Raw genomic sequence first — 14636 nt, forward strand, 5'->3', positions numbered from 1 at the left:
ACAGGCTTTGGCACGCACGCCACTCTACTGCGGCAGGACTAAAGAAAGGTTCATCCAGGAACGCCGGGAACTCGGGGCTCCTTTGGTCCCTCTCCACGTGCGGGAGGGGGAGGTGGAGGACTAAGGCGCAATTATTTCACTGTCTTGCGGAGTTGCTTGCCTCCCGCCCCCCTCCTGTCAAGGGAGGGGGGCGGCGTGAAAGGGCGGTTCTCCCTGGAATTCCTGGATGGACCTAAAAAATTGCATGAATCGGCTTGACAGGTAAAATGGTATTGTGGTACCTATTTACACAAAACAAAGTTTTGCTGATCCGGCGACTATCCGGACAGCCACTAACGAAGGAGGAGGTTTTATGTCCAAGCAAGCGTATCGCTGGTCTATGATGGCCGTTGGTGAACCTATGGCGAAGAGCGAATTCACCCCGACCCCGGGCGCAGGTGAGGTTGTGGTCGAGGTTGCCGGCTGCGGCGTCTGCCACACCGATCTCGGCTTCTACTACAGCGGTGTCCGTTTCAACCATCCCGCTCCGCTCACGCTGGGGCACGAGATCTCCGGCCGCGTCGTGGCCACCGGTGAAGGCGCCGGCACCTGGATGGGGAAGGCCGTCCTCATCCCGGCCGTTATGCCGTGCGGCGAGTGTGACCTCTGCCTCTCCAGCCACGGCACCATCTGCCGCGCGCAGCAGATGCCGGGGAACGACATCCATGGCGGCTTCGCCTCGCACATCGTGGTCCCGGCCAAGACCCTCTGCCCGGTCGATGAGAAGCGCCTGGCGGCCTCCGGCCTCACCCTTGCCGACATCTCCGTCGTCGCGGACGCGGTGACCACGCCGTACCAGGCGGCGGTCCAGGCCGAGGTGCAGCCGGGGGATGTCGCCATCGTCATCGGGGTTGGCGGGGTAGGTGGTTACGCTGTGCAGGTGGCCAACGCCCTTGGCGCGACGGTCATCGCCATCGACGTCGACCAGGTGAAGCTGGACAACATGGCGCAGCACGGCGCCGCGCTCACCCTCAACTCCCGCCAGATCGCCGGCAAGGAGCTGAAGAAGGCGATCAACACCTTCGTCAAGGAGAAGGGGCTCAAGGAAACCTGCTGGAAGATCTTCGAATGTTCCGGCTCCGCTCCAGGCCAGGATACCGCCTTCGGTCTCCTCACCTATGGCGCCACCCTCTCCGTGGTTGGCTTCACCATGGACAAGATCGAACTGCGCCTCTCCAACCTTATGGCCTTCCATGCCAGGGCCCTTGGCAACTGGGGCTGCCTGACCGAACTCTACCCGGCGGCGCTCGACCTGGTTCTGGACGGCAAGGTCAACCTGATCCCCTTCATCGAGAAGCACCCGCTGGATAACATCAACGAGGTCTTCGCTTCGGCGCACGCGCACAAGCTCACCAGGCGCGCCATCCTGGTACCCGGCGCGCAGGGAGGTGTGCAATGAGCCAAGCCGCCGCAGCCGCACAGACCATGACGGCACCGTCCGAGTCCCCGCTCAAGGTGAGCCTCGAGCGTGACGGCCGCCTGCTGAAACTCACCCTGGCGCGCCCCAAGGCGAACATCGTGGACGCAGCGATGATCGCGGCTTTGCAGGCTGCCCTGGACCAGTATCTTGTCCGTCCGGAGCTGAGAGCCGTCCTGCTGACCGCGGAGGGGCCGCATTTCAGTTTCGGGGCGAGCGTGGACGAGCACATGCCCGACTCCTGCGCCCAGATGCTGAAGTCGCTACACGCACTGGTGCTGAAGCTCGTGGAGAGCCCGGTGCCGGTTCTGGTGGCGGTGCGCGGGCAGTGCCTGGGCGGGGGGCTCGAGGTGGTCGCGGCGGGGAACTTCATCTTCGCCGCCCCCAACGCTCAGCTCGGCCAGCCCGAGATCAAACTTGCCGTCTTCGCACCCGCTGCCTCGTGCCTGTTGCCGGAGAGAATCGGGCAGGCGCAGGCGGAGGACCTCCTTTTCTCGGGGCGCAGCGTGAGCGCGGAAGAGGCGCTGCTCATGGGACTCGTGTCGGTGGTCGCGGAGGACCCGGACCAGGCTGCGTACGACTACTTCGACAAGCATCTCTCCAGCGTGAGCGCGAGCACCCTGAGGTTCGCCGTGAAGGCCGCCCGCACCCAGTTCGCGCAGCGGGTTCGGGCGAAGATCGAGTTCGTGGAGAAGCTTTACCTGGAAGAGATGATGAAGACGCACGACTCCGTCGAGGGGCTTATGGCTTTCGTCGAGAAACGCCAGCCGACCTGGCTCGATCGCTAGGCGTGCGATAAGGAACTCCACCCCTCTAAGGGGGAAGGGGGATTGCCGCTCTCTCGGACAGGCGGCAATCCCCCGGAGTCCAAAGGGTGACCAAGAGCAGATCTCATCCTGAATCTGATCCATAAGGCAAAAACAGCTTAAAGAGGGGGCGACATGAGCAGCTTTCTGAATTTCAAAGGACGGACCGCGGTGGTTACCGGAGGTGCGCGCGGACTGGGACTTTCCATCACCCGCACGCTGCTGGAGCACGGCGCCAAGGTACACGTCTTTGACGTCGCCGAAGGTGAAGCGGGAGGTGGTTACCAGTTCCACAAGGTCGACATCACGGACCCCGCCAGCGTTTCGGCCGCCGTGGCTGCCATCCCGGACCAGGTGACCCTTTTGGTCAACAACGCGGGCATCACCCGTGACCGCAGCGTTTTCAAGATGTCGGACGACGAATGGCAATCCGTGCTCGGGGTGAACCTCACCGGGGCTTTCAACGTGGTCCGGGCCTTCGCTCCCGGGATGAGGGATGCCGGCTACGGCCGCATCGTCAACATCACTTCGATTAACGGCATCCGCGGCAAGTTCGGCCAGGCCAACTATTCGGCATCCAAGGCGGGTCTCATCGGGCTTACCAAGACCCTCGCCCGCGAGCTGGGGCCCAAGGGGGTGACGGTGAACGCGGTGGCGCCGGGCATGGTGCTGACCGACATGGCGCTCGCCCTCCCCGCGGAGATCCTCGACAAGGCCAGGAACGAGTGTCTGCTCCCGGACCTTGCCAAGCCGGAGGATATCGCCAACGCGGTCGCCTTCCTCCTTTCGGATGCGGCCGGCAAGATCACGGGCGAGGTGATCCGGGTGGATTCGGGGCAGTACATCTAAAACATCCTTGCACGACGGCATCCGCCACCGGCCCACCATCCAGAGGGGCAGGGCCACCATCCCCTCTACCTCGTGGAGTTGGGCAGGCCACCATCCCCTCTCCCTCTGGGAGAGGGGGGGCATGGAGGACAGTCGTGGGGGATGTTGGGAAAACCTCCCTCACCCGCCCTTCGGGCACCCTCTCCTATAGGGAGAGAAGGGGGCATGGAGGAGGGTCGCAAAAGGGAGTTGCTTGACCGCCTGGATTGAAAGTTCCAGGCAGGAACGGAGGCGCATGTGCGTGAAGCGGTGATTATCGATGCGGTGAGGACCCCGGTGGGGAAGTTCGGCGGCGCCCTTGGCAAAGTTCGGCCGGACGACCTGGCGGCGTTGTGTATAGCGGAGCTTGTCGAGCGCAACAGGCTCGATGCGTCCCTGGTCGAGGACGTCATCCTCGGCTGTACCAACCAGGCGGGCGAGGACAACCGCAACGTGGCGCGCATGGCCGCGCTGCTCGCCGGGCTGCCGCACAGCGTGGGGGGGCAGACCATCAACAGGCTCTGCGGATCGGGGCTGAACGCGGTCAACGCCGCGGCGCTCGCCATCAAGGCGGGTGAGGGGGATGTCTTCATCGCCGGTGGCACCGAGTCCATGACCCGCGCCCCCTTCGTCTTCGCCAAGGCTGACTCGCCGTTCTCCCGCGACATGAAGGTATTTGACTCGACCATCGGCTGGCGCTTCACCAACCCGAGGATGACCGAGCCGTATGCGAAAGAGGGGATGGGAGACACGGCGGAGAACGTGGCGCAACGCTACGGAATCACGCGCCAGGAGCAGGACGAGTTCGCCCTCGTCACCCAGAGGAAATGGAGCGCCGCCCATGCCGCCGGGAAATTCGCGGACGAGCTGGTGCCGGTTCCCGTCCCGCAAAGAAAGGGTGAGCCGCTCATCGTGGACCGGGACGAGTTCCCGCGCCCGGACGTAACCATGGAACAGCTTGGCAAGCTCCCCGCTGCATTCAAAAAGGACGGCACCGTCACCGCCGGCAACTCGAGCGGCATCAACGACGGGGCAGCCGCCGTCCTTCTCATGGAAGCGGAGCGCGCGCGGCAGTTGGGCTACCGACCGCTGGTCAGGGTCGTGTCGAGCGCCGTGGCCGGCTGCGACCCATCCTACATGGGGCTCGGGCCGATCCCGGCTATCCGCAAGGCGCTGGAGCGCGCACGGCTCTCCATCGACGACATCGATCTCTTCGAGCTGAACGAGGCCTTCGCCGCCCAGGCCATCCCCTGCATCAGGGAGCTGGGCATCGATCCGGACCGGGTCAACGTGAACGGAGGCTCCATCGCCATCGGGCACCCTTTGGGCTCCACCGGCGCGCGTATCACCGCGACCCTGGTGCACGAGATGAGAAGGCGCGGATCGCGCTACGGCCTGGCCTCGCTCTGCATAGGGCTCGGACAGGGGATTGCCACCATCGTCGAGCGGGTCTGAAAGGGAAGGGGAGAAAAGCCATGCCGTCGCCGGGCGAACCGAAACCGCAGCCTTTGAGGATCGACTTTCACGTCCATCTCGCCACGTACGACGGCTCGATGCACCCCTGGGTGGTGGATTGGATAAGCCAGTCTCATCCCGGCGGCTACGAGAAGTACGTCGCCCGCTACAGCGACCCCGGCGCCTTCGAGGCGCTTCTTGAAGAAGAAGGGGTGGACTACGCCTGCATCCTGGCCGAGCTGAACCCTGTCACCACAGGCATGTGCAGCAACGACTCGGTGCGTGAGTTCTGCCACGGCAGGAAGAGGCTGATCCCGTTCTGCGACCTGAACCCCCACCTGCACACCGACCTGGGCGCGGAGCTGCGCCGCAAGGTGGAAAGCGAAGGGTTCCGGGGGCTCAAGCTCTACCCCAGCTACCAGCACTACTACCTCAACGAGCCGAGGATGTACCCCTTGTACCAGGCCGCGGAGGAACTCGGCATCCCCGTCCTGATCCACACTGGTTCCTCGGTCTTCAAGGGGACCAGGCTGAAATACGCCAATCCCCTACACCTCGACGACGTGGCCGTCGACTTTCCGTCGTTGAACCTGGTCATGGCCCATTCCGGGCGCGGCTTCTGGTACGACCGCGCCTTTTTCCTCTCCCGGCTGCACCCCAACGTCTACATGGAGCTTTCGGGGCTCCCCCCCGCGAAGCTTTTGACCTACTTCCCCGAGCTTGCGCGCAACACCGGCAAAACCATTTTCGGCAGCGACTGGCCCGCGATGCCGCACATCCGCCACAACATGGAGGCGATAGCGAAACTGCCGCTGTCACCGGAGGGTGCGGCGGCGATCCTCGGGGGGAATGCCGCGAGAATTCTCAAGCTGGAAGGTCGATCTTAAGTGTGAGGTGCATGTCCATGTCCCCTCCCCCGGAGGGGGAGGGGGCTCCCGTTCCGGCAGAGGCCCCCTCCCAGCCTCCCCCTCCGGGGGAGGAGCGAGCCGGAGGAGTGAGGGGGCATTGCCCCAGTTAAGACGCCACGTTCCCTGAAAGGAGCTGACCATGTCGCTGATCGATTCCTACGGAAGACGCATCAACTACCTCCGGCTCTCGGTTACGGACCGCTGCAACCTGCGCTGCCGCTACTGCATGCCGGCCAAAGGGATGCAGATGCTCCCTCACCACGAGATCCTCTCCTTCGAGGAACTGCTGAGGGTCTCTGAACAAGCTGTTGCTGCCGGGATCTGCAAGATACGGGTGACCGGCGGCGAGCCGCTGGTACGAAGGGGGATACTCCCTTTCCTGGCGCGGCTGGGGCGGCTTCCCGGCTTGAAGGAGCTTGTGCTTACCACCAACGGCGTCCTCCTCGGGGAGATGGCCAGGGGGCTTAAGGATGCGGGAGTGCAGCGGCTCAACATCAGCCTCGATTCCCTGAAGCCGGAGACCTTCGCCAGGATCACCCGCGGGGGGAAGCTCTCGGACGCGCTCTCCGGCATCGAGGCGGCGGAAAAAGCAGGTTTCCCGCCGCACAAGATCAACGTGGTGCTGATGCGTGGCGTCAACGACGACGAGATCATGGATTTCGTGGAGCTCACCAGGGAGCGCCCCTACAACGTCCGGTTCATCGAGTACATGCCGACCCACTCGGGCAACTGGCGCGCCTTCTCCATCCCGGGGGCGGAAGTTCTGGAGCGGATCGCGGAGCGCTACCTCATAGAAAAGCTCGAGCCGGGCGAGCATTCGGGTCCCGCCAGCAACTTCCGGGTGCGGGGAGCGCCGGGGTCGCTCGGGATCATCTCCGCCATGACCGGGCACTTCTGTGGCAGCTGCAACCGCCTGAGGGTGACTGCGGCGGGATTAGCGAAGGGGTGCCTGTTCTCGGGCGAAGGGGTGGACCTGAGGCCGCTGCTGGCGGCCGGGGACGACACCCTGCTCAGGCAGGAGCTACAAAGCATCGTGCAGGCAAAGCCTGCGGGGCACGAGATGAAGGGGCGGCCGGCATTTCCCCCGGCATCCTTTCACATGTCCGCGATAGGCGGTTGAAGACGGTAACCAGGAGAACCGGAGCGGAGGAGTCATGAGCTGGGTCTACAGGTATGAAAAGGGGACGTTGTCGGCACGGGAGCGCGAGGTAGTCGAGGAGGTCCCGGTGGTGCTCAACGTGAACGGCCGGGAACTGGCGACGCTGATCGCTTCTCCGCACGACCTCCGCTTCCTGGTGGCGGGGTTCCTGCGCATGCAGGGGCTCGTCGAACGCGCCGACGATTTTTACCTCCTCTCGGTCTGCAACGACTTCGGCATGGCCAAGGTTCAGATAAAGGGGGAACTGCCGGAGAGCCTCAAACCCGTGCTGACATCGGGGTGTGGCACGGGAATCAGCTTCACCATCCCCCAGGCCCGCAAGATGCGATCTGAGGAGAGTTCCGGTATGAGCTACCTGCCGGCCGGCGTCTTTACCATGATGGACGCGCTGGCGCAAAAGGCGGAAGCCTACGCAAGCCACGGCGGCATTCACTCGGCCGCCGTCGGGCATGGCAGTGTCGACCTTTTTTCCGAGGACCTGGGGAGGCATAACACCATCGACAGGATCGCAGGCGAGGCGCTCCTGAAGGGGATCGACCTCACGGGGATGATGCTGGTCACCTCGGGACGGATCTCCACCGAACTGGTGGCGAAAGCGGCGCTGCTCGGTATCGGCCTGGTCGCCTCCCGCACCTCTCCGACGTCAACGGCGGTGCAGATGGCCGAGGAGGCTGGGATCACGCTGATAGGGTACGTGAAGGCCGACCGTTTCGAGGTGTATTCCCATCCGGACCGCCTGGACGTGGTGGGAACCGTCACCCTGCAACATCAAGAAGGTTGACATCGGATCGTGATATTGCGTATACACAATCAATCGGGTACTTGGCCGGCGCAGGTTCCGCGGCGACGGCTGACCTTCCATGATCCCGGGTGCACAAGCGAAAGGTGAGACCATGGAGCAGCCCACAGAAATAGCCGGACCGGCAGCAGTGAAGGCAGCGGATGACGGGAACTCTTCGGGAATCCTGCATCTCGATGCCCAACTCTGCATCGTCTCGCTGGACGAGGCCGCCGGTACTCTTCTTGGGGCGGCGCCGCAAGCGCTTCTGGGGCGGAGGCTGGACGAGATCGCCGATCTGGCTGATCTGGGAGCCTATATGAAGAGCGGCACCGTCTTCAACGGGCAACCGATTGAGGTCAGCGGCCGCCGGATCCTGTGCGACTACCTCCCTACCGTGGAATCGGACCAGGTCGTCGGAGGCGTGCTCTCGCTGCTGCGGGTCCTTCCCGACGCCCTCGACTGCCACGTCGATCTGAAGGAATTGCTACAGTCGGCCGGCGCCTACCTCGACCTCAACTATGACGGTATCGTTATCTGCGACCGCGCCGGCATCATCGTCATGGTCAACCAGGCCTTCGCCGATCTCCTCGACACCACCCCCCACGCCATCATCGGCAAGCACCTGAACGAAGCCTACCTCAACTCGCAACCCTCGCGCCTTCCCGGCGTGATGGAAACCGAGACTCCCCAAGTCGGCATCACCCACTACATCAACGGGAAACAGGTGTACGCCTCGCTCTACCCGATCCAGAAGGACGGGAAGGTGGTGGGGGGGATCGGGAAGATCCTCTTCAAGGACATCCGCGAGATCACCCTGATCGCGAACCGGCTGCAGACAGCCCCCGAGACGCGGGCCCTGGCCGGGAGCGTGACCAGAAAAGAAACCAGTTCGCGCTACGACGTGAACAGCATCGTCGGGCAGAGCAAGAAGATCCTCGATCTGAAGGAATCCCTGCTGCGCGTGGCGGGAAAGAATTCCAACGTCCTGTTGCTGGGGGAAAGCGGCACAGGCAAGGAACTTTTCGCGCATGCCATCCATGCCGCCAGCAACCGGCGCTACGCGCAGTTCGTCAAGGTGAACTGCGCCGCCATCCCGGAGCACCTCCTCGAATCGGAACTGTTCGGCTACTCCGAGGGGGCCTTCACCGGGGCGCGCAAGGGTGGGCAGCTGGGGAAATTCGAGCAGGCGCACCTGGGGACCATCTTCCTCGACGAAATCGGCGACATGCCGCTGTACATGCAGGCGAAGATGCTGCGTGTCCTGCAGGAGCGGGAACTTACCCCGCTTGGGGGGGGCGCTCCGAAGATGGTCGACGTCAGGGTGGTCGCCGCGACCAACTGCAACCTGGAGCACCTGGTTCGGGAGGGAAAGTTCAGGCAGGACCTGTACTACCGCCTGAAGGTGGTGACGCTGGCCATCCCTTCCCTGCGGGAGCGCAGGGAGGACATTCGGCCCTTGGTCATGAGCTTCATCCACCAGTTCAACGAGGAGTTCGGCCTGGAGGTGCAGGCGCTGAGCCTCGAGGCGAGGGAAGTCATCATGCGCTATGACTGGCCCGGCAACGTCCGGGAGCTGCGCAACGTCATCGAAAGCGCGTTCAACCTGGTGACCGGGCCTCTCATCCTGCGCGATCATCTTCCCGAACAGTTGTCCCGGATGCACGACTCTTCGGCTGCCGAGGCATCAGCCGCACAGGACATCGGCGGGTACATTCACCAGCGCTTGGGGGCCAAGCCCCTGTCCGAGATAGTGGACGAGTTCGAACAACTCCTGCTGGAAACGGCCCTGGAGGTGAGCAAGGGGAACAAGCTTCAGGCCGCAGACCTCCTGGGCATTTCCCGGCAGTGGCTCTACAAGAAACTGCATAAATACGAATCCGGCGAAGATCCCTGACCCTTTCTCCATCCTCCCCTGCTTTCTTTCTCCTTCGTTCCCGACAGACTCTCTCCTGATCGTAAACGCCGTTTTGATCGTCGAGGTAACACTATCTTGGAGCGCGACCTGATCCGCAGCCCCGGCTTCGGAGCCGACCGGTATCTACGAACTGTAAACGTTTTGTATACATTATGTGTCAGGCCATAAGTCGCTGTAATCTATCTAACTTTCCTCCGGTGTCGCTATCGTGTGTCAACGATCGTTGACATGGCCCTCCTGGTGCCGTTTCAACGTACGTCAGTTCATGGAAACATTGTTTTGATAGATTTACGGATACTTGCACGGGGTTCCATGACTTTTGTCAAGAAAGGCCCGTTTTTGGTATCAGGGTTGCTTTACTCTCCTTCAAACACGAGCCTGTAGTCAGGACGTTCAACCTTAAAGGATGGAGGAGCCACCCGTGAAGAGTATCGCTCTGGCAAAAAGCAATTTTGAACAGGAATACCGGCAAAAACTCTGTACCCCCGCTGAAGCGGCCTCGATCGTCAAATCAGGGGACCACCTGTGCTTCCCGCTCGGAGTCGGTGAACCGACCCTCTTCGTGAAGGCGCTGGCGGCGCGCAAGCGTGAGCTGGAGGGGGTGGTGGTGAACCAGCAGCATCATCTTTGCCCCGATTATTTCACCGAGGATTCCGTGCCGCACATCAAGGTGAATGCCTGGTTCACCAGTCACGTTTCGCGTGAGGCGGTGCAGAAGGGGTGGGCGGACTTCGTGCCCAACCACTTCCACGAGGTTCCCAAGCTCTTGAGGGAATACTGGCCGGTGGACGTGGCGGGGACGGTGGTGTCGCCGATGGACGAATTCGGCTATTTCACCTGCAGCCTTTCGGTCGGGTACACCATGGAGGCGGTGAAGAAGGCGGAGAAGGTCGTGGTGCAGGTCAATCCGCATGCCCCCCGCACCCATGGCAACTGTCACATCCACATCTCGGAGGTGGATCACATCGTCGAGTGCAACGAGCCTCTCAAGGAGCTGCAGATACCGGAGATCTCCCCGGTGGAGGAAGCCATCGGCGGCCACCTTGCCGAGATGATCCAGGACGGGTCGTGCCTGCAACTGGGGTGGGGGGGGATTCCCAACGCGGTCACTAGGGCCCTCATGCACAAGAAGGACCTGGGGATCCACACCGAGCTCATGTCCGACGGCATCGTCGACCTCATGCTCGCGGGGGCGGTCAACAACTCCAGGAAGAACATCCATCGCGGCAAGGCGCTGGCGACCTTCGCACTGGGCACCAAGCGGCTTTTCGACTTCATGAACGAGAACCCGATGATCGAGATGCACCCGGTCGATTACGTCAACGACCCTGCCGTGATCGGCTCTATCGACAACGTCGTGGCCATCAACGCCACCATCCAGGTGGACCTCCTTGGGCAGTGCTGTTCCGAGTCGTTCGGGCACCTGCAGTGGAGCGGGACCGGCGGCCAGGCGGACTTCGCGCGAGGCGCCAACCGTTCGCGCGGCGGGAAGGCCTTCATCACCACGGCCTCCACTGCGAAAAACGGAACCATCTCCTGCATCGTGCCGACGCTCACCGCGGGGGCCTCGGTCACCACCAGCAAGAATGACGTCGACCACGTGGTTACCGAGTTCGGCGTGGCGAAGCTGCGCGGGCAGACCGCGAAGCAGAGGGCGATGAACCTGATCAACGTGGCCCACCCCGATTTCCGCGGCGAGCTGATGGAAGCGGCGCGGAGGATGAACAGGATCTAGCGGGGCGGACGAAAGATCCCTCTCCCTCGGGGAGAGGGGGCCCGGAGGGCGGGTGAGGGCGGGTTGGCAGCCGAATCCCTCACCCTGACCCTCTCCCAGGGGGAGAGGGGATTGTGGGCGTTGGAAGGGCGGGTGAGTGATTACCCCGAATCCCTCACCCTGACCCTCTCCCAGAGGGAGAGGGGATTGTGGGCGTTGGAAGGGCGGGTGAGTGATTACCCCGAATCCCTCACCCTGACCCTCTCCCAGAGGGAGAGGGGATTGTGGGCGTTGGAAGCGCGGGGGAGTGACTGCGTCCGAATCCCTCACCCTGACCCTCTCCCAGGGGGAGAGGGGATTGTGGATGTTGGAAGGGCGGGTGGGTGATTACCCCGAATCCCTCACCCTGATCCTCTCCCAGAGGGAGAGGGGATTGTGGGCGTTGGCTGGGCTGGGGGGGGGATTGCTCCGAATCCCTCACCCTGACCCTCTCCCAGGGGGAGAGGGGATTGCGGACGCAGCGGATGTTGTGGCTACCAGGTCCTTTTGTAGGGGGCGGGACTAGCTTTTTGGGGGTTCCTTCTGCGCGGCGAGTTCGGCGCGCAGGCGGGTGTTCTTCAAGGCGGTGGCGAGGGTGATGGTATCGAGGATGGCGCGGGTGACCGTGTCGATCTCATTGGTAATCGCCTGTAGCTCCTCGACGACGGGATCGGCGGCCTTGCTCCAGTGCGGCAGGTCGAGGTCGGATTCCAGCGACTCGAAAAGCCTGATGATGTCGAGCAGCGTGGTGCGGTTGACGTTACCGGCGAAGCGATAGCCGCCACCGACTCCGCGCATCGCCTGCACCACCCCTTCGTGCACGAGGTTGCGCATCACCTTGGCCAGGTGGTGCGAGGAAATGCCGTACTTGTCGGCGATATCCGCGGTGGAAAGTTGCCGTTCCGGCTCGCTCGCCAGCTCGAGAACCGAGATCAGTGCGAAGAGGCTTGCCTTGTTCAGCTTCATGATGTGCTCGCTCCAGTGGGGTGCAGACCGCACCCTCAGTCGATTTGCTTTTCCAGTTCGATGTAGCGGCCGGTGCGCATCCCCATGCTGCGGAAGAAGGAGAGGGTGAGCTTGCTGTCGATGTCGACCATGGTCCGCACCGTGGAAACCCCCGCCTGTTTGAGCCTCTGGCAGATCTCGTCGAACATCTTTTTGCCGATACCTCCTTCACGGGCGGAAGGGGAAACGGTGAGGGCGAAGACCCAACCGCAGGGAGGAGAGCCGAACTCCCAGGCACGTACCTCACCGATGATGAACCCGACCGGAGTACCCCCCTGTTTGGCTACCAGGAAAACGCGGTCGTTGCGCCCGCTTTCGACGTAGCGCTGGAAAACGCCGCGCCAGTAGCCGATCTTGTCTTCCTTTAGTCCGGCCCGGTCCAGGGCGATGACCGCTTCCAGGTCACCTTGGACTGCGTCTTCTATGACTATCTGCTGGTTCATGTTGCTCTCGCTCGCGCCGCGTGCCGGACCGTTGGACGAACCGGGCGGCCGCTCGGGGAAGTGGCCTCCTGAGATACGGAGACTGTTAAAGTGGTAAATTAGTACCACAAATACCGGGCTCTGGCAAGTGCGGGAAAATAATAACGCCAGGAGCACAAAAAAGTGTTGACAGTAAATCGGTATAGTGATACCAATTTAGCAACGTAACGCTGTTCTGCTAAATCGTAGACGCCGCTGCCGGCAGGTGGCAGGCGGCAGCCGAAGGATCCCACCCGGGACCGGTAGAGCGAGGTTTTTCATGAACGACATGTTCCGTTACTACATGAGGGTGCGCTACTACGAGTGCGATGCGCAGAAGGTGGTGTACAACGCCAACTACGGTAACTACGTCAGCGTGGCGACCACCGAATTCCTCCGCGCCCTGCAGGGGAGGGACCTCCTGCAGGGCGATCTCGACTACAAGGTGGTCAAGCAGGAAATGAAGTGGCATGCGCCGGCGCGCTACGACGAGGTCCTCGAGGTCTCGGTGGCCGTGAAGCAGCTGGGGCGCAGTTCGGTCACCATCTCGACCGACTTCCGCATCGCGGGCTCGCCGGAGGTGGTCGCCTCCGCCGAGACGGTCCGGGTCGTGGTCGACGCCCGCACCATGGAGAAAATGGGGATCCCGCAGGACGTGCGCGAGATGCTCAAGACGGGAGCGCCGGGAGTCGTGGTAGACCACGCGGGGTACATTAACCTGGACGACATCGTCTTTTCTTAGAACAACGGTATTTTTTTTGGATTAATAATCGTATTATGGTACCGCAATACAACAAGAGGGGCGGGAGCCCACAAAAAGACAAGCAAAGGGGGAAGCCGTGGCAACTACAGACGAAATCATAAAGAGAACCGCACCGTCCCATCTCATCGACCACAACCTGATCGACCGCGAGGTGGAGAGCCTGTGCGACGGCATGGTGCAGTACCAGAAGAGGCCGGCCCAGCGTCGCGACGGCAGCGTGGTGGACGGGCTCTACAACGCCTGGATCATCTTCAACAACCCCAAGCAGTTCAACTCCTACACCACCGACATGGTCAAGGCGACCATCCTCGCCTTCCGCCGCGCTTCCGCCGACCGCCAGGTCAACGCGGTGGTCTTCACCGGGGTAGGGGAGAAGGCGTTCTGCACCGGCGGCAACACCAAGGAGTACGCCGAGTACTACGCCGGAAACCCGCAGGAGTACCGCCAGTACATGCGCCTTTTCAACGACATGGTCTCCGCCATCCTCGGCTGTGACAAGCCGGTCATCTGCCGGGTCAACGGCATGAGGATCGGCGGCGGCCAGGAGATCGGCATGGCCTGCGACTTCTCGGTCGCGCACGACCTGGCCAACTTCGGCCAGGCCGGTCCCAAGCACGGCTCGGCGGCCATCGGCGGCGCCACCGATTTCCTCCCGGTCATGATCGGCTGTGAGCAGGCCATGGTCTCCGGCACGCTGTGCGAGCCCTTCTCGGCCCACAAGGCCGCACGCCTCGGGATCATCGCCGACGTGGTACCGGCGCTGAAGATCGACGGCAAGTTCGTCGCCAACCCCACCGTGGTCACCGACCGTTTCCTTGACGAGTACGGCCGCGTCGTCCACGGCGAGTTCCGCACCGGCTCCCAGTTCAAGGAGGGGCAGGCGATGATCAAGGAAGGGGAGATCGACCTGTCGCTTCTGGACCAGAAGGTCGAGGAACTCTGCGCGAAGCTTCTGGACACCTTCCCCGAGTGCATGACCAAGAGCCTCGAGGAGCTGAGAAAGCCCAAGCTGAACGCCTGGAACCAGAACAAGGAAAACTCCAGGGCATGGCTCGCGCTCAACATGATGAACGAAGCGAGGACCGGCTTCAGGGCCTTCAACGAGGGGACCAAGGAAACCGGCCGCGAGATCGACTTCGTCAAGCTGCGCCAGGGGCTTGCCGTCGGCACGCCGTGGACCGAGGAACTGGTCGACAGCCTGATGCCGGCAGCGGCCAGGTAAGACGCCGCACTTCCCGCGCCGGCCGCCGCCGCGCGCGGGAAGGATTCCAGGGGGGCGCCCCCACGTAGCACCGGTCCCGATCGTC

The 14636-nt window shown here is 62.8% G+C and carries 13 protein-coding genes; 11 read left to right on the plus strand and 2 right to left on the minus strand.

The features are described 5' to 3' along the window. The first annotated feature begins 352 nt into the window (after nt 1-352). The 9 genes from had (at nt 353) to KP001_RS01910 (ending at nt 11082) form a co-directional block, all read left to right on the plus strand. A complete protein-coding gene (gene had, locus KP001_RS01870) occupies nt 353-1438 on the plus strand; it encodes a 6-hydroxycyclohex-1-ene-1-carbonyl-CoA dehydrogenase (protein ID WP_217287898.1) in 1086 nt (361 codons plus the stop codon). Then, entirely contained in the window at nt 1435-2244 is an 810-nt protein-coding gene (locus tag KP001_RS01875) for a cyclohexa-1,5-dienecarbonyl-CoA hydratase (protein WP_217287899.1), read from the plus strand. The genes had and KP001_RS01875 overlap by 4 nt, the downstream gene beginning before the upstream one ends. Before the next feature lie 153 nt (nt 2245-2397). Beyond that, nucleotides 2398-3111 (plus strand): 3-oxoacyl-ACP reductase FabG, encoded by a 714-nt coding sequence (fabG, locus tag KP001_RS01880; protein WP_217287900.1) that lies wholly within the window; start codon nt 2398-2400, stop codon nt 3109-3111. Nucleotides 3112-3387: 276 nt separating this feature from the next. After that, nucleotides 3388-4584: a thiolase family protein gene (locus KP001_RS01885; protein ID WP_217287901.1), complete on the plus strand. Its 1197-nt coding sequence runs from the start codon at nt 3388-3390 to the stop codon at nt 4582-4584. Between the two features lie 20 nt (nt 4585-4604). Next, a complete protein-coding gene (locus KP001_RS01890; protein WP_217287902.1) occupies nt 4605-5471 on the plus strand; it encodes an amidohydrolase family protein in 867 nt (288 codons plus the stop codon). A gap of 160 nt (nt 5472-5631) precedes the next feature. Continuing rightward, on the plus strand, nt 5632-6612 hold the full coding sequence (gene moaA, locus KP001_RS01895) for a GTP 3',8-cyclase MoaA (RefSeq protein ID WP_217287903.1): 981 nt from the start codon (nt 5632-5634) through the stop codon (nt 6610-6612). A 34-nt stretch (nt 6613-6646) separates the two neighbouring features. Continuing rightward, on the plus strand, nt 6647-7432 hold the full coding sequence (gene fdhD / locus KP001_RS01900) for a formate dehydrogenase accessory sulfurtransferase FdhD (RefSeq protein ID WP_217287904.1): 786 nt from the start codon (nt 6647-6649) through the stop codon (nt 7430-7432). Between the two features lie 112 nt (nt 7433-7544). Further along, entirely contained in the window at nt 7545-9326 is a 1782-nt protein-coding gene (locus tag KP001_RS01905) for a sigma-54 interaction domain-containing protein (RefSeq protein ID WP_217287905.1), read from the plus strand. A gap of 442 nt (nt 9327-9768) precedes the next feature. Then, nucleotides 9769-11082: a succinyl-CoA:cyclohexane-1-carboxylate CoA transferase gene (locus KP001_RS01910; protein ID WP_217287906.1), complete on the plus strand. Its 1314-nt coding sequence runs from the start codon at nt 9769-9771 to the stop codon at nt 11080-11082. Between the two features lie 540 nt (nt 11083-11622). Here the strand turns inward: KP001_RS01910 and KP001_RS01915 are convergent. Continuing rightward, entirely contained in the window at nt 11623-12066 is a 444-nt protein-coding gene (locus KP001_RS01915) for an Rrf2 family transcriptional regulator (RefSeq protein WP_217287907.1), read from the minus strand. 35 nt (nt 12067-12101) lie between these two features. Continuing rightward, on the minus strand, nt 12102-12548 hold the full coding sequence (locus KP001_RS01920; RefSeq protein ID WP_217287908.1) for a GNAT family N-acetyltransferase: 447 nt from the start codon (nt 12546-12548) through the stop codon (nt 12102-12104). A gap of 298 nt (nt 12549-12846) precedes the next feature. Here KP001_RS01920 and KP001_RS01925 point away from each other — a divergent pair, with 298 nt between their 5' ends. Together KP001_RS01925 and oah are read left to right on the plus strand one after the other, a co-directional pair. Further along, a complete protein-coding gene (locus KP001_RS01925; protein ID WP_217287909.1) occupies nt 12847-13308 on the plus strand; it encodes an acyl-CoA thioesterase in 462 nt (153 codons plus the stop codon). Between the two features lie 97 nt (nt 13309-13405). Further along, on the plus strand, nt 13406-14551 hold the full coding sequence (oah, locus tag KP001_RS01930) for a 6-oxocyclohex-1-ene-1-carbonyl-CoA hydratase (RefSeq protein WP_217287910.1): 1146 nt from the start codon (nt 13406-13408) through the stop codon (nt 14549-14551). Nucleotides 14552-14636 lie beyond the last annotated feature (85 nt).

The organism is Geomonas subterranea, from assembly GCF_019063845.1.
Taxonomy (GTDB): domain Bacteria; phylum Desulfobacterota; class Desulfuromonadia; order Geobacterales; family Geobacteraceae; genus Geomonas; species Geomonas subterranea.